We start from the raw sequence: 20,816 nt of genomic DNA, 5'->3' as shown, positions 1-20,816 counted from the left end.
TCCACGCGCCTACCCGGAATCACCCGGTTTGCGCAAACGCCAACCGGCCGCCGGCGACCAGGCCTCAGGCCCGCACCGCCACGTGGACGTGGTCGTAGTGGTTCTGGGTGATGCTGCCGCGGTCGGCCATCTTGCGCCAGTGCGGGGTGCGCGGGGTCCAGATCTTCTGCTCGAAGATGATGTGGTCGATATTGAAAGCCTTGGCGTTCTTGATCAGGTAGTTGGCGATCTGCCAGCCCAGCGCGCTCTCCTTCTTCGGGGTGAGCATGATGTCGAGCGCGCGCCCGTTCTTGTGGAACTGCCGGCCGCCGGCCCGCCAGCCGCCGTAGGAGTTCACCGCGGGGAACAGCGGGCAGACCGAGCGATAGATCCGGATCGTGTCCGGACGGAGCTTCTTCTCCACTGCGGAGCCCCGCTTGCAGGGGGCCATGGTGATGCCGCCGACGACATCCGGCGACACGTCGGTGAGGTGGTCGGCGAGAACCCAGCCGGTGACCTTGTCGGTCTCCACCTTGCGGTACTTCCCCTCGATCGCCGTGGTGCCCAGCACCGCCTCACCGGCGTTGACCGAGCCCAGCAGCGCGGACTTCTCCGAGGCCTCGGCCCGGATGTTCAGCCGGGACTTGGTGTGGAGCGGGGTGTAGCTGGTCAGCTCCCCGACCGTCTCGGCCAGGGCCGAGGTGGTCAGCGTCCGGACCTGCAGGGTACGGTCGGCGCGGCGACTGACGACCTCCACGTCCCGTCCCTCGGGGGAGGCGATCGCCGCGGTGGCGGCAAGCGGTGCCGGCGCGGCATCGATCACGAAGGCGCTGGTGGTTGCTGCTGCGGCGACCACCACCAGGCCGACACCGGCACGCTGGGCGAGGCCGTCACGCCAGGTGGGAGCGGCCCGACGGGGGCCCGAGCCGGTTGCGGGACGCGGGGTCACCTCGGCCTCGACCGCTGTTACAGCAGCGGCGCGGCGCGGTTCGTACATCCCCACCCCGATCACGAGACAGCCCAACGATTGTTCAACTTACCCTAAGAATTCCTCAGGAAGCAATCGGAATCACCCGCTCCTCCATCCGGCGAGCCAGACTGGCAGCCAGCATCCACGGCGGGGAGGGACTCCGTCCGGCAGCGCTGCAGGAGGATGAATGAGGGCTCGGACGGCTGCCGCGATCACGCTCGCGATCGCCCTGCTCGAACTCGGCCCGCTGGCCGCCACCGCCACTGCCGACCCCGGCGGCGCCCCGCCACAAGCGCCGGCGCCGGCCCAGACCACGGCGCCGTCCAAACCGAAATACACCCCGCCGGCCGAGGACCCCGACGACGAGTCCCCCACGCCCGGCGCCTCGGCGACGCCGACCCCCACGCCCTCGTACTCCTACACCCCGCGCCCCGACCCGGAGGGCGATCGCTGGCTGCAACTGGCGATCTATGGGGGCGGCGGGCTGCTGGGTGCGGTGATTCTGTTCATGATCATCGGTAGCCTGCTGCGGTTGAAGTACCGCCGCCAGGCTCGAAGGAACCAGCAATGACCATCCCCCAGCCCGGCCCCGTCGTTCCACCGACCGGGCCGTCCACGCCGCAACGTCCCCACCATCCCGCCCGGCTGCCCTGGGTGCTGGTGGTGATCCTCAGCGTGGCGGTGGTCGGCCTGACGGCCCTGGTGACGCTGCGGGAGCGGCAGATCGGCGAGCTGACCGGCCAACTGGCCGCGGCCACCGCGGCACCTGCCACGCCCACTGCCGCGCCGGCTCCTTCGGCCTCCGCCCAGCCGACGCCCGCCCCGTCCACCGCCGATCCGGAGCTGGAGGAGTTCCTGCTCTCGCTGCAGCGCCGGGAGCCGGACGACCCGCGTGCCCTGGGCGCGGTGGACGCGCCGGTGGTGCTGATCGAGTGGAGTGACTTCCGCTGCCCCTACTGCGCCCGGTTCGCCACCACCACCTTCACCGATCTGCTGCCCTACGTGGAATCGGGTTCGCTGCGGGTCGAGTTCCGCGACATGGCGATGTTCGGCGACGAGTCCGAACTGGCCGCGGTCGCCAGCCGAGCCGCCGGTGAACAGGGGAAGTTCTGGGAGTTCAGCCACGCCCTGTTCGCCGCTGCCCCCGCCAGCGGTCATCCGGAGATCGGACAGGCGGACGTGATCGGGTTCGCCAAGGCAGCCGGCGTGCCGGACCTTGAGGCGTTCACCGCCGCGCTGGACGACGAGGACCTGCTGCAGGCCGTCCGGGAGGACACCCAGCATGCGCAGGGCATCGGGATCACCGGCACCCCGTTCTTCGTGGTCAACACCACGCCGATCTCCGGCGCCCAGCCGCTGGAGGTCTTCACCGCCACGATCGAGGGTTACGGCGGGACGAAGTAGCCGTTCCCACCGCGGACGGCGCGAACTTGCCCTCAGGTCTGAAGCCGCCCACGGTCGCGAGCCGGTCCCACCGCGGACGGGGCGAACCCACGGGCTGACCGTCGCCAGGGCCGGGATCCCGAGCCGGTCGGATCGCGGCTGGGCGAACCCGGCGAGCGACCCCTCAGTCGTCCCGTGCCCAGCGCTGTACCAACGCCCGCAGCGGCCCCAGCCCGGCGTCGACCACCAGGTCCGGCTCGATCAGGTCGGTGTGCCAGACGCCCTCGGCCCCACCGGACAGCCACAGCCCGGCCTGGTAGTGCTCGAGTCGTCCGGTGGCCAGCAGCGGGATCTCCGGCAGCAGGGACGGCAGGCTGCGCGCATAACTGCTGCCGAAGGCGTCCGCCGGCACCACCTGCACCGCGCTGGCACCGGCGGCGTACGCCTGCCGCAACTCGGCGGGGGTGAGACCGCCGAGCACCACCGGCACCGGCCCGGCGGCCTGCGGCAGTTCGGCGAGCGGGAACAGGGACGAGAGCCAGGCCGCGCCGGCGGCGATCGCGGTGTGGGCGTCCGCGGCGGTGTCCACCCCGCTCACGCCGATCTTCGCCCGTCGTCCGAAGACCGGCAGCAGGGCGGCGAGGTCGTCCAGGCGTTCCAGCGGTACCGACCACACCCGGTGCCCTTCCTGCCACAGCACCTCGCAGGCGGCGATCAGATCCTCGGCGTCGACGGCCGGCAGCGAGAGGATCAGCCGATGGCGACCCAGCTCCCAGAACTCTGCTCGACCCATGCCGCCCATCATGCCGGTTCTCCCGCCGGAGGTGGGAACCGGACGCGGCGGGCCATGTCGGGATGGGGAAACACGCTCTAGGCTGCGGCTGAACGCGGATTGGAGGATCCATGTATCTGACAAGCACAGCCATCCCCGCCGATTCGACCATCGACATCCGGCACGCGGAACCAGGCGTGGGTGGGGCCAATGTCGCCCCCGACCTGGAGTGGGGCGACGTCCCGGCGGGCACGAAGAGCTTCCTGGTGACCTGTTTCGACCCCGACGCGCCCACCGGCAGCGGCTGGTGGCACTGGGTGGTTGCCGACATCCCGGCCGCTGTGACCGCACTGCCCGAGGGCGGTGCCCTCCCCGAGGGTGCGCGGACCTGGCCGACCGACTACGGCTACCCGAACTGGGGTGGCCCCTGGCCGCCGCCCGGCCAGCCGGCGCACCACTACCACTTCCGGGTCGCGGCCCTCGATGTCGACCGGCTGGAGGTGCCGGACGACACCACCCGGGCCAATGCCCTGCTCACCGCCAGCTTCCACGTGCTCGGCGAGGCGGAGTTCGTCGCGCTGTTCCAGAATCCGGCGAGCTGAGCTTGGCAGTCCTGATCGACCCGCCCCGGTGGCCGGCCCACGGCACCCGGTTCGCCCACCTGGTCTCCGACACCAGCCTGGACGAACTGCACGCCTTCGCCGCGGCCGCAGGGCTTCCGCTGCGGGCCTTCGACCACGACCACTACGACGTCGCCGAGGGCCGCTACCCGCAGTTGGTCGCGCAGGGCGCCGTCCCGGTACCCGAGCAGGAGTTGCTGCGCCGGCTCCGGGCCGCCGGCCTGCGGGTGCGGCCACAGGACCGGTCGCCGACCGTCGCCCGGGTGCTGCCGGTGCTGCGTGCGGCCTGGGACACGCTGCTGCCCGGAACCCCGGGGATCGGGACGGAGTTGCTGGCCCGCTGGAGCGAACCGCACCGGTTCTACCACGACGTCCGCCATCTCGCGCACGCCCTGGCCGCGGCCCGGGAGATCACCGGCGGCGAGGTGCCGCGCCCGGTGCAACTCGCGCTGTGGTTCCACGACGCGGTGTACCGCCGCGAGCCCGGCGCCGATGAGGAGGCCTCCGCCCGGCTCGCGGTGGACCTGCTCGCCGGCACGGTGGTCCAGGCCAGCGAACTGGACGAGATCACCCGCCTGGTGCGGCTCACCGCCAGCCACGTCCTGACCGACCCGCACGACCAGGCCGGGGCGATCGTGCTGGACGCCGACCTGGCGGTGCTCGGCCAGCCACGGGGCCGCTACGACGTCTACGTCCGCGACGTCCGGCTGGAGTACGAACAGGTCCCCGAGCCCGACTTCCGGCGCGGACGGGTGCAGGTGCTCAACCACCTGCTGGGGCTGACTCCGCTGTTCGCCACCGGCCAGGGGCGGCTCCGCTGGGAGGACACCGCACGGGGCAATCTGGCCGCGGAACGGCGTCGTTGGCTCACAGGGGCTGCAAACCCGCTCGCAAAGCCGTAATCTGCTGACGTAGAGTTGGCCCTCAGGATTCTTGGGGGATGGTGATGGGACATCGCGCGGTCTGGGCTGCCGCTGCCGCATGCCTGATAGCGGGTGCGCTGGTCGGGCCCCCTGGCAGTGCCCTGATGGAGCAGGCGGTCAGCGAGGCCCTGCAGCCAGCGGCTGCGCCGGCGGCCGTCCCCACGCCGCGACCTTCGGTTGGTGAGGGCAGTCCCCCGGTCGGCCCTCGTCCCGAACCGGCGCCGGTGGTGCCGACGCTGATCTCCCCCGCCCCCACGACAGTGGGGCCGTCCGGACCGACACCGGGACGTCCGGGCGACCGTGACGTGAACCTGAGCAGCAGCCGGCCTTCCACCCAGGCCAGGCCGACGACGTCGAGCAGCCCGGGCAAGGCCACCGCTTCGGCCAAGCCCACCACCTCTGCCCAGCCCAGTGCCACGGCCAAGCCCAGTGCCACCGCCAAGCCCAGCACGTCAGCCAAGCCCACCACACCGGCGACGTCGGCCCCGACGTCCACACCGACCGCGACCAGCAAGCCCTACACGCCGCCGGAGTACGACGGGCGGGTGCGTTCGACCGGCGACCGCGGAAGTCGCATCGACCCGCAGCCGCGGTCCAGCTCGATCTCCCAGCCCTCCACCAACAGTGTGGCGAAAACCACCACTCAGTCCATCACCACCCTCGTCACCAACAGCGCCGTCTTGGTCGCCACGACTCGTTCCGTCCCGACCCACAAGCAGGTGACGCGGGTGGGCAAGCAGGTGGCACGGGCGGGCACGTCGGTCAGCGCCGGGCGAGCAACGGGACGGTCCGTGGTCAGGCATCCATCCGCCCGAACCGCCGGACAGCAGCCGGCCCGAACCAAGGCCACACCGGTCAGGGTGTCGAAGCCGGCCGTGCGCGGTCACCACGGCCCGGTCGGGCGGCAGACCGGCTCCCATAGCCACAGGAATTCGTGGATCAGGTACTGAAACTGCGGTCGATCGCCTTCGGGGCCGTCCTTGTGCTGGTCGCCGGTTGCACAGCGCTCCCGCCGGCAGCCGCACCCGGTGCCACTCCGGGCATCAGGCCGGTACCGGCGAATACAGCTCCACTGCCGGTCGACGCCACCGGGACCGCTGCTCCCAGCCCAGCCCTATCCAACCCAGCTTCGTCCAGCCCTGCCTCGTCCAGCCCTGCCTCGTCCAGCCCAGCCTCGTCCAGCCCTGCCACGCCCGGCAGCCCGTCGGCTGCCGCAACCCCGACCGCGGCGCCGTCCGCTGCTGCCACGTCCACGGCGGACGCCACACCGCCGAAGGACACCCGCTCCGGCCGGCAACTCGACCAGCCCTATGTCGTCAACGGGATCGTCGTGGTCTCCAAGAAGCACCCGATCTCCAAGCGCTACCAGCGCAAGCATCCCGGTAAGTACGGGCTGGAGAAAGAGGTGGCCGCTGCGCTGGCGGAGTTGACCGCTGCCGCGAAGCAGGACGGGGTGAAGGTTCTGGTGCGCAGCGGATACCGCTCCTACGCCGAGCAGGACAAGATCCTGAAGCGCAAGATCGTCGAGTACGGCAGCGAGAAGATGGCCCGCCGCTACAACGCCGAACCGGGCAAGAGCGAACACCAGACCGGTCTGGCGGTGGACCTGTGGGACGGCGTCACCTGGGGGCTCGGCGTCCGTAACACCAAGGTCGGCAAGTGGCTGTGGAAGCACGCCCGCGAGTACGGCTTCATCCTGCGCTACCCGCCCGGCAAGGAGAAGATCACCGGCTACGCCTACGAGCCCTGGCACTTCCGCTACATCGGTGTGGAAGATTCGCTGACGTTCAACCCGAACTCGAAGCTGACCCTGGAGGAGTACCTCGGCATCGGCTGAGCCCGCGCCGCCCGCCCCTACCCCCTCCGTTTGTGCGGGCTTGGGGCCGGTATGGCCTGCGGGATTCCCGGCGGAATCCCGCACAACCGGCACCGGGAGGAGTCTCCGGACCCTCCGGGGCGGCTCATTTTGGCGGACGGCCGGAGCCGGGCGCTGGCAAGATGGGACGCGCGGGTCGTCCTCTCCGGCACCGGGGGCAGAACCGCCGGTTCGAGGTCCATCAGGCACGATCCCCAGGAGACTCCCATGGCAGCACCCCTGTCCGAACTCGCCGGCATCGGTGAGGGCCGGCGGATCGGCATCCTCACCAGCGGCGGCGACGCCCAGGGGATGAACGCCGCGGTCCGCGCCGCCGTCCGTACCGGGATCACCCTGGGCGCCCGGGTGTTCGCAATCTACGAGGGCTACCAGGGCATGGTGGACGGTGGCGAGGGGATCGGCGAGCTCGGCTGGGAGGACGTCAGCAGCATCCTGCACCGCGGCGGCACCATGATCGGCACCTTCCGCAGCAAGGACTTCCGCGAGCGCCGGGGACGCAAGGCCGCCGCCCGCAACCTGCTCACTGCCGGTATCGACCGGCTGATCGTGATCGGCGGGGACGGGTCGCTGTCCGGCCTGGACCAGTTCCGTGCCGAGTGGCCGGAGCTGCTCGCCGAACTGGTCGCGGAGGGGGCGATCTCACCCCAGACCGCGGCCGCGCACCCGTCCCTGCTGGCTGCCGGACTGGTCGGCTCGATCGACAACGACCTGGTTGGCACCGACATGACGATCGGCGCCGACACCGCTCTGCACCGAATCACCGACGCCATCGATGCACTGGCCAGCACCGCCGCCAGCCACCAGCGCTCCTTCGTCGTGGAGGTGATGGGCCGGCACTGCGGCTATCTGGCGCTGATGAGTGCGATCGCCGGCGGCTGTGACTACGTCCTGATCCCTGAACTGCCGCCTGCCGACGGCTGGGAGGACCAGCTGTGCGCCGCCCTGCGCCGCAGCCGGGAAGCCGGCCGGCGGGACTCGATGGTGGTGGTGGCCGAGGGCGCCATCGACCGGCAGGGCCAGCCGATCACCTCCGAGTACGTCCGCCAGACGCTGGCCGACCGACTGCACGAGGACGTCCGGGTGACCATTCTCGGGCATGTGCAGCGGGGCGGCACACCGTCCGCCTTCGACCGCTGGGCCTCCAGTTGGCTGGGGTACGAGGCGGTGGTCGAGGTGCTGCAGGCAGACGCGGACACGCCGATCTCGGTGCTCGGGCTGCGCGGCAACCGGGTAATCCGGTTCCCCCTGATCGACGCGGTGGCGCAGACCCGGGAGGTGCCAGGGCTGATCCAGGCAGGCGACTACGACAAGGCGATGGCCTATCGCGGTGGCTCCTTCAAGGAGATGGCGCAACTGCTGGCCGAACTGGTCGAGCCAGCCAGCGTCGCCGCCCCCGACACCGCCAAACGCATAGCGATCCTGCACGCCGGCGGGCTGGCGCCGGGGATGAACCCGGCTGCCCGCGCCGCCGTCCGGCTCGGGATCTCGCGCGGCCACACCATGCTGGGCGTGCAGGACGGTTTCGTCGGCCTGCGGGAGGGACTGATCCGCGAACTGGACTGGGCCGGTGTCGAGGGCTGGCTGGCCGAGGGCGGCGCCGAACTGGGCGTCCGACGTCCGATCCCCTCGGTGGAGAACCTGTACGCGGTCAGCCGCGCACTGGAGCACCACCGGGTCGACGCCCTGCTGGTGATCGGCGGCTGGAACGCCTACCAGGGCGCCCACCTGCTGCAGCGCGAGCAGGAGCGCTACCCGGCCTTCCGGATCCCGATCGTCTGTGTGCCGGCGTCCATCGACAACAACCTGCCGGGCTCGGAACTGTCCATCGGCGCCGACACCGCGCTCAACGTGGTGACCGAGGCGATCGACCGGATCAAACCCTCGGCGAGCGCGGCGAAGCGGGCGTTCGTGGTGGAGACCATGGGCCAGTTCTGCGGCTACCTGGCGATGATGGGCGGGCTGGCCGGCGGTGCCGAGCGGATCTACCTGCACGAGGACGGCATCACGCTGAAGTCGCTGCAGGCCGACCTCGAGTGGCTGCAGCAGAGCTTCGCCCACGGACGCAAGCTCTTCCTGGCGATCCGCAACGAGAACGCGAACGCGCTCTACACCACCGACTTCCTGGCCCGGCTGCTGGAGGAGGAGGGGAAGGACGCCTACGACGTCCGGACGGTGGTGCTCGGGCACGTCCAGCAGGGCGGCGTCCCCACCCCCTTCGACCGAGTGCTCTCCACCCGGCTGGTGTCCCGGGCGCTGAGGGTGCTGGGTGATCAGCTCAGCGCCGGCACTCACGAGGGCTACGCCATCGGCCTGGTGCGCAGCGGCATCGAACTGACCCCGCTGGCGCAGATCAACGAGCAGGTCGACCTGCAGTTCCGCCGTCCGGCCGAGCCGTGGTGGCGGTCGCTGCACCCGGTGGTTGCCGCGGTCTCGGACGCCGGCTGAGCCGCCTCGAACCCCACCCGAACCGTCCCCGCGTCCCACCGATCGAGCGCCTGCCTTCGCGCCGAACGCTCGACCATAGGCAGGGGCGCTCGACGCGAAGGCTGGCGGTCGGGAAGCGCCAAGCGGCAGGGGTGGTGGTCAGTCGGGCTCAGGCGGTGAAGGTGCTGGTGTCGATCACGTAGCGGTAGCGGACCTGGGAAGCGACCACCTTGTCGTAGGCGTCGTTGATGTCCTCCCCGCTGATCACCTCGACCTGGGCGGCCAGGCCGTGCTCGGCGCAGAAGTCGAGCATCTCCTGGGTTTCGGCAATGCCTCCGATGTTCGAGCCAGCCAGGATCCGGTTGCCGTTGGTCAGTGTGCTCATCCTCAGCTCGACCGGGTGCTCGGGCAGGCCGACGTCCACCAGGGCGCCACCGATCTTCAGGCAGCCCAGCAGACCCGTAAGGTCGCTGGAGCCCGACACCGTGGTGACCATCAGGTCGAAGCTGCGGCGCAGGTGCCTCAGCGTGCCCGGTTCACTGGTGGCGTAGTACTCCGATGCCCCGAAACGCCGACCGTCCGCCTCCTTGGAGCGGGTCTGGCTGATCACCGCCACCTCCGCACCCATCGCCGCCGCGAGTTGGACGGCCATGTGCCCCAGGCCGCCCATGCCGACGATCGCCACCCGCTTGCCGGGGCCGGCACCCCAGCGCTTCAGTGGCGAGTAGGTGGTGATCCCGGCGCACAGCAGTGGGGCGGCAGCGGCCAGGTCGATCGAGTCCGGGATCCGCAGCAGGTAGTCCTGCTCGATGGTGAAACAGGTGGAGTAGCCGCCGGCGGTCGGCAGACCGTCCCTGCCGATGGCGTTGTACGTCCAGACGGTGGGCTTCTCCCGGCTCTCGCAGAACTGCTCGCGTCCGGCGGCGCATTGCTCGCACGCGCCGCAGGAGTCCACGAAACAGCCGACTCCCACCCGGTCACCAACGGCGAACTTCGTGACTGCCGAACCGACCCGGGTGACCACCCCGGCCAGTTCATGGCCGGGGACCAGCGGATACCGGGCGGGCCCCCATTCCCCGCGGGCGGTGTGGATGTCGGAATGACAGATGCCGGCGTACCGGATGTCGAAGAGCACCTCGGTGGGGCCCGGCTCGCGGCGCTCGATGGTGGTCCGGACGAACCTCCCGGTGGGGCCGTCAATGGCATAGGCAATGGCCTGAGGCATGGGATCTCCTTCTCCTGCCATCCATCCTGCACCGCCTGGACGGCCCCCACCCCGCCCTGCTGGGATCCGGACGCGCGTGACACCGCCGGTCCGGCCGCTCCCCCGGGCGGCCGGCAGCCACCAAGGCCGGACAAGCTGTGGCTGAAACCCCATCCTCGGATCCTCACCCACAGCTTCCAGCCGACAACGCCCAGCCAGCACCGTGACCAGACAAGCTGTGGCTGAACCCCCATCCTCGGATCCCCACCCACAGCTTCCAGCCGACCAGGACCAGCCAGCACCGTGACCAGACAAGGTGTGGCTGAAACCCCGTCCTCGGATCCCCACCCACAGCCTCCAGCCGACCAAGACCAGCCAGCACCGTAACCAGACAAGCTGTGGCTGAAACCCCGTCCTCGGAGTCTTGCTCACAGCTTGTGGGGAGAGGGCGCAGGTGCGGGGAGACCGGGTACAGGTGCGGGGAGAGCGGGCGGAGGCTGCGGGGTCCGGCTCAGCCGATGCGGGTCGGGAGCTCCGCCAGGGAGTTGGCGACGGTTTCGAACACCGCCTGTCCGGCCTCGACCCCCACCTCCCGCAGCGCGAGCACGACCGCGCCCACCATGCCGTCCTCGACGGCAACGTAGTCGCGCACCGATGGCAGGGCGTCGGCCACCAGCGCCGCCACCTCGTCCATGAAGGCGGGTTGCCGGGTGAGCACGCTGCCTCCGAACACCACCGGGCCGCTCACTTCGGGGACGACGATCGCCCGCAGTGACCGGGCGAGCCCTTCGGCGGCGCGCTCCCGGATCGCGCCCGCCACCGGATCGTCCCCGACCTCGAAGACGTAGCGCGCGCACCGGGCCAACTCGACCGGCCTCAACTGGTAGATCACCGGCAGTGCCTTCACCAGCACCGCCACCCGGCCCTCCTGCTCCGGTTCACGGTCGGGGTCGATGCCGAGGTCGCGCACGATCAACTCGGTGAGCGCGGTGGCCGGCCCCCTCCGGTCCAGGTCGGCCAGGGCCGCCCGCACCGCCTGGCTGCCCAGGAAGAAACCGGAGCCTTCATCGCCGACCAGCCAGCCCAGGCCGTCGGAGATCCCGGTGATCGCGCTGCCGGTTATCCGGACCGCGCCGGCGCCCGTGCCGGACGCCAGGCCGTAGCCGTCCAGCTCCCAGGTGCCGGAGCAGAAGCTGCCCAACAGGTCGCCGCGCTGCACCGGAGGCCGGTCGATGCCGATCTCCTGCAGCCGCCGGACGAAGGCCGGCACGCCGCCGGTGGTGATCCCGCCGGCCATGCTGAACAGCACGCAGTCGACGTCTCCGCCAGCCACCCCGGCCTGGTCGAGGGCAGCGCTGATCCCGCCCACGAACGACCCGGCCGCCAGTTCATGGCCGGCGGAGATCGGATTGCCGCTGCCGGCGCGGGCGTAGCCCAGGCAGTGGCCGTCAGTGTCGGCCACCACCGCACGGGTGGAGGTGCCGCCACCGTCGACCGCAATCACGTAGCCCACCGGAGATCCTCCTCAATCCTGGTTCGGTCGGTGGCCGGACGCCCGAGGCCTGATGGCAGCAGGCTTCGAGCTGACCGGCCGGTGGCTAGCGGAAAGTGCCCTGGGACACCGACCCCTGGAGTTGCCGCTGGAAGATGATGTACACCACCAGCACCGGGATGATCGTGATCACCGCCGCCGCGAACAGCGAGCCGAAGTCGACCGCGTAGCCGGCCTTGGAGGCGTAGTTGGCCATCCCCTGGGAGAGGACGTTGTTCTCCTTCTTCGAGTTCAGCACCAGCGGCAGCAGGAACTGGTTCCACAATCCCAGGAAGTTCATGATCGCCACCGACGCCATGCCGGGCCCGGCCATCGGCAGCATCACCTGGAAGAACGCCCGCCACTCGCCGGCACCGTCCACGATCGCGGCCTCGTAGATCTCGTCGGGCAACTGCTTGAAGAAGGCGTAGAGGAAGAACATCGTGAACGGCAGGGCGAATGCGACGTAGGTGATGATCAGGCCGGGCAGGGTGTTCAGCAGCAGCAGGTTCTTCAGGATGAAGAACAGCGGGATGATCGCCAGGAAGACCGGGAAGGCCAGCGCCCCCAGCATCACGTTGTAGATCAGCTTGTTGCCCGGGAACCGGAAGCGCGCCAGCACGTAGGCCAGCATGGCGCCCAGCAGCATCACCAGCACCAGCGCAGAGCCGACCACGATCACCGTGTTGAAGAAGAACCGCCCGATCCCGGCGGTTTCCCAGGCGTTGACGTAGTTCTCCCAGTGCAGTCGATCGGGCAGGGCGAAGGGCGAGGACAGGATCTGCTTGGTGGTCTTGAAGCTCGACATCAACGTCCACAGGAAGGGGACGACGACGATGATCGACCAGATCGACAGCAGGACGTGGGAGGTGCCGGCGACCGCGCGATCACCCCTGGTGGTCTGTACCTTGCGATCAATGGTGACGGCGGTCATGCCCGGCGCACCCCCGTGTCGTGGCCCTTGATGAGCCGGAAGATGATGAAGATGATCAGGGCGTACACCATGGTCACCGCCGCCAGGGCGACGCCCATCGCGGTGGCGTAGCCGAACTGCCCCTTCTGGAAGGCCGTCTGGTACAGCAGTTGGCTCATCGTCAGGGTGGCGTACTCGGGGCCGCCCTGCGGGTTCATCGCCTGCATGTAGACGAAGGCGTCCAGCGCGACCAGCCCGAGGTAGATGTAGGCGGTCTGCACCGAGTCGAGGATCTGCGGCAGGGTGATCGACAGCGCGGTGCGGAACCGGCCGGCACCGTCCAGCCTGGCCGCCTCGTAGGTCTCGGCGGGGATGCCCTTGATCGCAGCCACGAAAAGCACCGTGTAGAAGCCGACGAAGCCCCACATGATGACGAACATCGAGGCCGGCATGGCGGCACGCACGTCACCCACCCACGGGAAGCCGGCAAACTGGTCCAGGCCCAGCCAGACCAGGAAGCCGTTCAGCAGGCCGGCGTTCGGGTCGTAGACCTGCGCCCAGATCAGGCCGACCACGATGGCCGGCACGGTGTAGGGGAAGAACGCCACGACCCGGTGGAAGCCGCCACCCTTCAGTCCTCTGACCGGCCCGATGCTGGGTCCGCCGGTGGTGACCACCGCGGAGATCGCGAAAGCGGTCGCCAGAGTGATGGTGGGGACGACCAGTGCCAGCACCGCCGAGTTGCGGAACGACAGCAGGAACTTCTCGTCGGTGAACAGCTTCGCGAAGTTGTCCAGCCCGACGAAGTTCATGGTCGGCGAGAAGCCCGACCAGTCGGTCATGGCGAAGTAGAGCGCCTGGATGTTCGGTGACAGACAGAACACGACGAAGACCGTCACCGGCAACAGCAGGAAGACCGCGACGAAGCTGACCCGGTCGAAGGTCAGTCTGTGGCGGAGCCGGGCAGCCCTCCTGCGAAGGCTGCCCGGCGCCGTGGTGGTTGTCATCTGGAAAGGATCCGATCGGACACGGTGAGGGAATCCCGAGGGATCAGTAGTGGTACTCGATCTTCTTGACCGAGTCGTCGGCAGCGGCCGCCGCCGCCAGCTTCTCCTCGTCGGCGATCAGGTCGTCGACCGACTTCTTGCCGTCGAGGAAGGCATTCCAGATCACCAGTTCGTCGGTGCCGAAGGCGTAGTAGCCGTCATAGCCGCCGGCGATCCAGCTGAACGTGTTGTCGCCGGAGTCGGCGATCAGCTTGGTGGTCGAGGCCAGCGCGGTGGAACCGAAGCCGTCGGCCGGGACGGTGTCCTTCACGATGGTCGGCGCCAGCCGGGTCTTGGCGAAGTTGGACGCGGCCTCCTTCGACAGCATGGCCCGCATCAATTCGAAGCCGCCGGCCTTGTTGACACCCTGGGCCGGGATGACGAACTTCTCGTCGGCTCCGGCCTGGACGGCGTTGAACGGCAGTTTGGCAGTGGACTCGTCGAGCACCAGCGCCGGCCAGGCGGTCATCTGGAAGTTGTCGGCGGTGGCGTCCTTCATCTCGTTCTCGATCCAGGAGCCGGTGTAGTACAGCAGCGCCTTCTGGTCGTTCGACCACTGGGCCTGGGCCTGGGTGAACTTGGTGCCCGAACCGCCCGGGATGAAGCAACCCTTGTCCACGACCTCCTTGAACTTGCCCAGCACCGCCTTCAGGGTCGGCTCCGACCAGGCGCCCGGCTTCAGGTTGGCGATGTCCTCGACGATGCCGGTGCCGCCCTGCTTGATGGCGGAGTCGAAGGCGAGCCACTTCCAGTAGGACGCGGCCTCCTTGCCCCAGGTCGCCAGGTACAGGTCCTTGGCCTTCGCCTGGTCACACAGGGCCAGCGCTTCGTCCCAGGTCTTCGGCGGCGTCCAGCCGTTCGCGTCGAACAGGGTCTGGGAGTAGTAGAAGGCGAACAGGGTCATCACGTAGGGAACCTGGACGAAGGTGCCGTTGTAGGTGCCGGTCTCCTTGATGCCGGGGAACACCGCATCCTTGATCGGCACACCCTCGTAGGTGTTGGCCTCCCACAGCTGGTCCAGCGGTTCCAGCTGATCGATGATCGTGGTCATCGGAATCTGCTGGGCGCCCTGGTTGTCCAGCAGGTCGGGCGGATTGCCACCGACGAACCGCGGCTGCATCTCGGCCGAGATCTCGGAGGTCGCGGTGACATTCACCGTGACACCCGGGAACTTCTTGGTCAGGACGTCGCCGGCGAAGTTGACGTAATCGCTCTTGTAGCCGCCGTCGAACACGACGGCGTCGATGGTGGAATCGGCCGCCAGGCCGAAGGGGTTGTCGGCATCGGTGCCGCCGCCCCCGGTCTCGCTCGGCGAAGCCACCGGGGCTGACGAGGGCTGGGTTCCCCCGTTCGGCGCCGCACACGCGGCGAACAGGGTGGAGGCCAACAGGATGCTGGCTGCTCCAGCGGAGATCCTTCTGAGATCCATGAGGTGCCTTCCTGGTGTGGTGTGTGGTGAATGGACCGGTGAAGTAGGAGGAGGTGGGTGCTCACCTGGGGTAGGCGTGCGGCTTGATCCGCGCGCCGTACCGGTTCTCCAGGTCGTTGTTGTGGGCGTCCCCACCGGGAACATTGGCCGAGATGTACAGCGGCGGCAGGCTGCCGGCGGCGTGCAGCCGGGCGGCAGTGCCGATGGTCAGCAGTTGCGCGATGTAGGCGGCGGTGATCGAGGACACCGCCCCCACCGCCACACCGTCGAAGCCCTCCAGGGTGGCATCGCCGTAGGGGGCGAGGTTGTCGATCACGACGTCGGCCAGTTCGAAGAGCCGCTTGCCGCTGGGGTGCCGCGAGCTGACCCCGCCGCTGTGCTTGAGGCTGGTGACCGCGATCACCGGATGCCCCTCGGCCTTGGCCTTCAGCGCCATCCCGACAGTGGAGCCGTTGGCGCCGGAGTTCGAGGCGATGACGAAGACATCCGCCGGGCGGATGTCGTACAGCGCGTAGAGCTCGTCGGCCACGGTGAAGTCACGTTCGAACTCCGCACCGCCGAGTTGCGTGACCGGACGGGAGCCCAGCAGCACCAGGTCGACCAGCCGGAGGGCGTGGCTGGGGATGAAGCCACCGGCACGGCCAGCCAGCTCCATGGCGAAGGCCTCGGAGTGCCCGGTGCCGAAGGCCTGGATCACTCCCCCGTCCCGCAGCGCGGTGGCGAGCAGACCGATCGCCTGGTCGAGGCCGCCGGCCGCGGCCAGTTCGTCCAGCTGGCGCAGTCGGGTGGAGACCGCCGCGGAGTAGTCAGTGAAGACGCCCGGCATGAGCTGCCCTTCCTTGGTCGAAGCGGAATGCCCGACCGCGCCACGACCGACGCTGGTTGTGCCTTCCGACATTGTTTCGTCACGGTTCGCCATGAGGTCAACGTCCTGGGGTAACGGTTTGGTCACTCTCCCGGGCTCCCCGGGCCGGGGTTGCTCGGTGTCCGCTGATCGCCGCGGTGGTGAGTGCGATGTTGGCATCACTCCGTTCGCGCAGCTGTTGGGCAACCAGCAGATAGAGCAGGTCGCAGGTGAAGAGCTGGACGTGCTTGGCGCCCAGCTGCCCGGGATAGATGGTCGGGTCCGACGGCGCGGTCTGGATCCGCAGGTCGGCGGCCTCGGCCAGCGGCGACAGCGGGTCGCTGGTGAGCGCCACCGTCAGCGCTCCCCTGGTTCTGGCCAGGGTGAGCATCTCGAGGGGTTCGCTGGTCCGCCCGGAACTGGAGATCGCGATCGCCACCGCCCCGGCGTCAAGCAGTGAAGCACTCATCAATCCCAGGTGGACGTCGGAATGCGCGTGGGCGTTGATCCCCAGGTGATAGAGCCGCTCCTGCAGCGCCCGGGCGGACGAGGCGCTCCCGCCGCTGGCGTAGAGGTCGATGTGGCTGCAGCCGGCGATCGCGGACGCGGCCCGCTGGGCGGCGTCCAGATCGACCAGGTCGGAGGCGTTCTGCAGGGCCTGGACGCTGGTGGCGACCAGCGCGCGCAACAGGTCGCGGGAGTCGGTGGCGCCGGTGCGCTGGTCGACCACCCGGGAGAAGTCGGTGCCCCAGTCTGCCTGCGCGCTGGAGCGTCCCAGATCGGCGGCCGCGCTCACCCGCAGCGCCACGTACCCGGTATACCCGACCTGACGGCACAACCTGGTCACCGTCGCCGGGGACACCCCCGCACGCTGCGCGAGTTCGGAGATCGACAGCCGGACCGGCAGCTCGGGATCCTCGATCAGCAGTTCGGCGATCTTCACCATCGAGCGGGGCAGGTGCGGCAGCGCCGCACGCAGCCGGACACGCAACCCGAACTCGGCGGCAGCCGACTCGGACGCGGGCAAGGCTGCGGCCATCAGGCACCGTCCTTGGGTCCGCCCCCGGCGGTGGACCGGGCCGGATCGCACCACGAGCCGCGTTGCCGCATGGCTTCCTCCGTCCGTCTCCCACCGCGGTGTGGGAAACCGTCTGCGCCTGATTCATATATCAGTTTCAGAACTCCGGTCAATACCTGCAAAGGAATTTCACGCAATCGGGGTACAACCCACTCACCCGAGCAGTACCCTGCTCGTAAGCGACCCGGGAGCGCCGATTCTCGTCGGTCGAGCCCGTCGAGACCCTGGCTACACCGTGGTGACAAGGTAATTCGACCGGCCCGACCACCCGCTGACGCGGTGATCGACGGTTTCGCAGCGCTGATCGGATCCGCGACCGGCACAGTGGCCGGTCAGGACGCAGGTGCCGCCGACCCGCACCGTGGCGGTGGCAGGCGAAGGGAGTCGAGGATGCAGATCACTCCAGGCAGGCTCCGGCTGCCGGGCACCAGCACCATCGGCACCAACCCGCTGCCGGTGCTGCGCGACCAGCGCGTCCACCTGCGGGTGGAGAGCAACGGCACCCTCTCGGCAGCCGAGCAGGAGCAGTTGGGCGACAACACCGCCCGACGAGTGCTGCCCTACCTGCTGCAGGACCGCTACGGCCGCCAGCGCCGGCTGCTCGACCTGGAGACCGTCGAACTCGACAACGGCCTGCTGCGGGCGGTCTTCCTGCCCGGGCTTGGCGGCCGGCTGTACTCCCTCACCGACCTGACCGGTGGACGCGAACTGCTGTTCACCAATCCCGTCCTCCAGCCGGCCAACCTCGCCGTCCGGGATGCCTGGTTCGCCGGCGGCATCGAGTGGAACCTCGGCTTCTACGGCCACGCGGTCACCAGCTGCGAGCCGCTGTTCTGCGGGATCGGCCGGGCGCCTGACGGCGACTTCCTGCGGATCTGGGAGTACGAGCGGATGCGCGGCCTGTTCTGGCAGGTCGACTTCCGGCTCCCGGACGGCCGACCGCTGCTGGAGGCGCACGTCCGGATCGTCAACCCGTCCGACGTGTCCGTGCCGCTGTACTGGTGGACGAACATCGCCGTCCCCCAGGCCGAGGGCACCCGGGTGTTCTCCGCCACCGACCAGGCGATCCACACCGACACCCCCGCCCAGGTCGGCTGGCTGACCGGCCGCGGCCTGACCCCGACGGCGGCCAACCTGGCCACCGCCCCGGTTCACATGGGCCACACCACGCTGCCGTGGTTCACCGAGGACGGCCGGCGGTTCGACGGCTCCTACCCGCTGAACTTCAGCCGGGCGAGCGAGTACTTCTTCCAGATCCCCGCCGACGAGAGCTCGCCGTGGGAGGCCGCCACCCAGCCGGACGGGACCCTCTTCTTCGAGCGTTCCACCCAGCCGTTGCGGTTCCGCAAGATGTTCTGCTGGGGCAACCACGACGGCGGCCGGTGGTGGTGCGACTTCCTGGCCGAGCCCGGCCGGGGCGACTACTGCGAGGTGCAGGCCGGGCTGGCACCCACCCAGTTGCACGGCTGCACCCTGGACGCCGGAAGCGAGTTGGAGTTCACCCAGGTCTTCTCCGGGCTGACCATCGACCCGGCACTGGCGCAGGGCACCTGGCAGGACGCCCGGCAGCGGGTACTCGGGGTGATCGACCACCTGGTGCCGGCAGACGACGTGGTGGCTGCCGACACCGCCGCCCGCCGACGGGCCCGGCTCCCGATCGAGCCGGCCGACCTGCTCTGCCGCGGCTCGGGCTGGGGCGCCCTGGAGGCTCGCCGATCGGGGCTGCCCGAGGGTTTCGTCTTTCCGTCCGACAGCCTCGGCGCGGACCAGGCCCCCTGGCTCGCCCTGCTGACCGGCGGCGTCCTGCCGGAGGGAACCGCCACCTGGCTGGTGGACCCGCGGTGGCGTCCGTTGCTGCAGGCGAGCCTGGAGCGAGAGCGGACGGCGTCCACGCTGGTCCACCTCGGCCTGCTGGAATGGGAGGATCTGGCCCCCGACCGCGCCGAGACCTGCTGGCAGGAGGCCGCCGACCTGGGCAGTCCGCTCGCGCTGCGCACCCTGGCCGCTGCCGAACGCGCTCGCGGCAGGCGGGAGAACGCCCTGCGGCTGATGACGGCCGCCTGGGCCTCCGGCGCCGACCGGGATGATGTGGCCTACGCCGAGGAGTACCTGGCCCTGCTGGTGGACGCGGGCCACCCGGGACGCGCCTGGCAGGTTTTCGGGCAGTTGCCCCCGGCTGCCCGAGCCAGCGAGCGGGTGCTGTTGCAGGCCGGACGGGCGGGGGTTGAACTGGGCCAGGACGCCTTCGTCGACGACCTGTTCGAGCGGGACTGGGCGGGCCTGCGCGAGGGAGACAACACCCTGATCGACCTGTGGCACCGCCGGCAGGCGGGCCGGCTGGCGGCCGAGCGCGGCGAGCCGGTCAGCGAGGCGCTGGTCGCCGAGACGATGGAGTCCCTCGACCCGCCCCGCCGGATCGACTCCCGGATGTACCGCCCTCCCCGTCGGCAGCCCTGACCCGAGACTGCCGACCACGCCTGGCGCCACCCGTCGGCCGCCACCGCCTTCGACGATGAACAGCGCCACCCTGCGCCGCCGGGGTGGCGCTGGACTGCCACCGTCCGAGGCAGCCCCGGCAGCCGGACACGAGTTGTTAGGAAAGATAACAATCTAGTCACGGTCGCCGGTAGCCATTGACCTCAGGTTGTTCGTAAAGTTTACTAACAAACATGCAGCGCAGCGGGGCTCCCTCGTCCCACCGGCATCGTCGCAGCGGGCCGCACACCACCCGCCCCGAGGACGGCCGGCGCACCAACCTGTCCCTGGTCCTGCAGTCGCTCTACGACGAACCCCAGCTCTCCCGGGCAGACCTCGCCCGGCGCACCGGCCTCACCCGCGTCACCATCTCCGACCTGGTCGCCGAACTGATCGCCGACAACCTGGTCATCGAGACCGGCACCACCGCCGGCGTCCGGCCGGGCAAGCCGGCCACCACCCTCTCGGTCCGCGAGGACACCCGTGACGTGGTCGCGCTCGACCTGTCGGCCCCCGACACCATCAGCGGCGGGATCTACTCGCTGCGCGGCGAACCCCGCCTGCGACTGCAGCACGCCCTCGACTTCGCCACCGGCGAGACCGCCTACGCCGCGGTGGCCGACCTGGCCCGCGAACTGGTCGCGCAGTGCACCCGTCCGGTGCTCGGCGTGGGGGTCGGGACGCCCGGCGCGGTGGACTCACACGGCACCGTCGTGGCAGCCCCGAACCTGGCCTGGTACAACCTGCCGCTCCAGCAGCAGCTCGCCGACGACCTCGGCCTGCCGGTCCACGTCGAGAACGACGCCAATATCGCCGCCCTGGCCGAGCGACTCTTCGCGGACGGCCCGGACAACCTGATCCGGCTGCAGATCTCCCGAGGTGTCGGCGCCGGCCTGCTGATCGCCGGCTCCGTGGTGGTCGGCACCTCCGCGGCCGCCGGCGAGATCGGACACGTCGTCGTCGACTACGGCGGCGAACCCTGCCCCTGCGGCAAGAACGGCTGCCTGGAGACCTGGCTGTCAGTCCCCTCGCTGCGCCGCCGGATGGCCGCAGCCCCCGACGAGCCGGACGAGGTCCTCGCCGAGGCCGGGCGCCGGCTCGGGATCGCCCTGTCCCCCGTGGTCGGGATGCTCGACCTCAACGACATCGTCCTCGGTGGCCCCGCCGAACTGGTGAACGGCCCGCTGCTGGCCGCCGCCCAGCAGGTGGTCACCGAGCGCACCCACTCCGACTTCCGCGGCGAGGTCGGGCTGCACCCGAGTTCGCTGGGCCCCGACGCCGTCCTGCTCGGCGCCGTCGCCCTCGTCCTGCGTATCCAACTGGGCGTGTCATGACTCACTCCCACCAAC

General features: G+C 69.9%; 18 protein-coding genes. 8 read left to right on the top strand and 10 right to left on the bottom strand.

The window, feature by feature from the left end; translation table 11 throughout:
- Positions 1-64 precede the first annotated feature (64 nt).
- Positions 65-976, bottom strand: coding sequence for an SH3 domain-containing protein (locus VB080_RS11925; protein ID WP_323418675.1), 912 nt, complete (start codon positions 974-976; stop codon positions 65-67).
- Positions 977-1,136: 160 nt separating this feature from the next.
- On the opposite strand from VB080_RS11925, the gene VB080_RS11920 reads away from it, so the two are divergent.
- Both VB080_RS11920 and VB080_RS11915 read left to right on the top strand, forming a co-directional pair.
- A complete protein-coding gene (locus VB080_RS11920) occupies positions 1,137-1,520 on the top strand; it encodes a hypothetical protein (RefSeq protein ID WP_323418674.1) in 384 nt (127 codons plus the stop codon).
- Positions 1,517-2,353 (top strand): DsbA family protein, encoded by an 837-nt coding sequence (locus VB080_RS11915; RefSeq protein ID WP_323418673.1) that lies wholly within the window; start codon positions 1,517-1,519, stop codon positions 2,351-2,353. The genes VB080_RS11920 and VB080_RS11915 overlap by 4 nt, the downstream gene beginning before the upstream one ends.
- A gap of 163 nt (positions 2,354-2,516) precedes the next feature.
- Here VB080_RS11915 and VB080_RS11910 read toward each other — a convergent pair whose 3' ends face one another.
- Positions 2,517-3,125 carry a hypothetical protein gene (locus tag VB080_RS11910; protein ID WP_323418672.1) on the bottom strand — a complete coding sequence of 203 codons (609 nt, stop codon included), beginning with the start codon at positions 3,123-3,125 and terminating at the stop codon, positions 2,517-2,519.
- A 110-nt stretch (positions 3,126-3,235) separates the two neighbouring features.
- Between VB080_RS11910 and VB080_RS11905 the strand changes: the two genes are divergently transcribed.
- Both VB080_RS11905 and VB080_RS11900 read left to right on the top strand, forming a co-directional pair.
- Complete coding sequence (locus tag VB080_RS11905) at positions 3,236-3,706, top strand: YbhB/YbcL family Raf kinase inhibitor-like protein (protein ID WP_323418671.1); 471 nt, start codon at positions 3,236-3,238, stop codon at positions 3,704-3,706.
- Positions 3,707-3,708: 2 nt separating this feature from the next.
- A complete protein-coding gene (locus tag VB080_RS11900) occupies positions 3,709-4,626 on the top strand; it encodes a DUF4031 domain-containing protein (RefSeq protein ID WP_323418670.1) in 918 nt (305 codons plus the stop codon).
- A gap of 22 nt (positions 4,627-4,648) precedes the next feature.
- Here the strand turns inward: VB080_RS11900 and VB080_RS11895 are convergent, their stop codons facing one another.
- Complete coding sequence (locus tag VB080_RS11895) at positions 4,649-5,161, bottom strand: hypothetical protein (RefSeq protein ID WP_323418669.1); 513 nt, start codon at positions 5,159-5,161, stop codon at positions 4,649-4,651.
- A 420-nt stretch (positions 5,162-5,581) separates the two neighbouring features.
- Between VB080_RS11895 and VB080_RS11890 the strand changes: the two genes are divergently transcribed.
- Together VB080_RS11890 and VB080_RS11885 are read left to right on the top strand one after the other, a co-directional pair.
- The gene (locus VB080_RS11890) at positions 5,582-6,484 is read left to right on the top strand and encodes a M15 family metallopeptidase (RefSeq protein ID WP_323418668.1); all 903 of its coding nucleotides are present in this window, start codon (positions 5,582-5,584) and stop codon (positions 6,482-6,484) included.
- Positions 6,485-6,730: 246 nt separating this feature from the next.
- Positions 6,731-8,968, top strand: a complete 2,238-nt coding sequence (locus tag VB080_RS11885) for a 6-phosphofructokinase (RefSeq protein ID WP_323418667.1) — start codon at positions 6,731-6,733, stop codon at positions 8,966-8,968.
- A 148-nt stretch (positions 8,969-9,116) separates the two neighbouring features.
- Here VB080_RS11885 and VB080_RS11880 read toward each other — a convergent pair whose 3' ends face one another.
- The 7 genes from VB080_RS11880 to VB080_RS11850 form a co-directional block, all read right to left on the bottom strand.
- Complete coding sequence (locus tag VB080_RS11880) at positions 9,117-10,172, bottom strand: NAD(P)-dependent alcohol dehydrogenase (protein ID WP_323418666.1); 1,056 nt, start codon at positions 10,170-10,172, stop codon at positions 9,117-9,119.
- A gap of 490 nt (positions 10,173-10,662) precedes the next feature.
- Positions 10,663-11,664 carry an N-acetylglucosamine kinase gene (locus VB080_RS11875; protein ID WP_323418665.1) on the bottom strand — a complete coding sequence of 334 codons (1,002 nt, stop codon included), beginning with the start codon at positions 11,662-11,664 and terminating at the stop codon, positions 10,663-10,665.
- 85 nt (positions 11,665-11,749) lie between these two features.
- Complete coding sequence (locus tag VB080_RS11870) at positions 11,750-12,616, bottom strand: carbohydrate ABC transporter permease (RefSeq protein ID WP_323418664.1); 867 nt, start codon at positions 12,614-12,616, stop codon at positions 11,750-11,752.
- Positions 12,613-13,602: a sugar ABC transporter permease gene (locus VB080_RS11865; protein WP_323418663.1), complete on the bottom strand. Its 990-nt coding sequence runs from the start codon at positions 13,600-13,602 to the stop codon at positions 12,613-12,615. The genes VB080_RS11870 and VB080_RS11865 overlap by 4 nt, the downstream gene beginning before the upstream one ends.
- A gap of 43 nt (positions 13,603-13,645) precedes the next feature.
- A complete protein-coding gene (gene ngcE, locus VB080_RS11860; RefSeq protein ID WP_323418662.1) occupies positions 13,646-15,070 on the bottom strand; it encodes an N-acetylglucosamine/diacetylchitobiose ABC transporter substrate-binding protein in 1,425 nt (474 codons plus the stop codon).
- 61 nt (positions 15,071-15,131) lie between these two features.
- Positions 15,132-15,896 carry an SIS domain-containing protein gene (locus VB080_RS11855; protein ID WP_323418661.1) on the bottom strand — a complete coding sequence of 255 codons (765 nt, stop codon included), beginning with the start codon at positions 15,894-15,896 and terminating at the stop codon, positions 15,132-15,134.
- Positions 15,897-15,993: 97 nt separating this feature from the next.
- On the bottom strand, positions 15,994-16,953 hold the full coding sequence (locus VB080_RS11850) for a MurR/RpiR family transcriptional regulator (RefSeq protein ID WP_323418660.1): 960 nt from the start codon (positions 16,951-16,953) through the stop codon (positions 15,994-15,996).
- A gap of 429 nt (positions 16,954-17,382) precedes the next feature.
- On the opposite strand from VB080_RS11850, the gene VB080_RS11845 reads away from it, so the two are divergent.
- Together VB080_RS11845 and VB080_RS11840 are read left to right on the top strand one after the other, a co-directional pair.
- Positions 17,383-19,449, top strand: a complete 2,067-nt coding sequence (locus VB080_RS11845) for a DUF5107 domain-containing protein (protein ID WP_323418659.1) — start codon at positions 17,383-17,385, stop codon at positions 19,447-19,449.
- 212 nt (positions 19,450-19,661) lie between these two features.
- Entirely contained in the window at positions 19,662-20,801 is a 1,140-nt protein-coding gene (locus tag VB080_RS11840) for an ROK family transcriptional regulator (RefSeq protein WP_323418658.1), read from the top strand.
- Positions 20,802-20,816 lie beyond the last annotated feature (15 nt).

Source organism: Propionicimonas sp., from assembly GCF_034927565.1.
Taxonomy (GTDB): domain Bacteria; phylum Actinomycetota; class Actinomycetes; order Propionibacteriales; family Propionibacteriaceae; genus Propionicimonas.
This window is presented reverse-complemented; position numbering and strand designations above follow the sequence as displayed.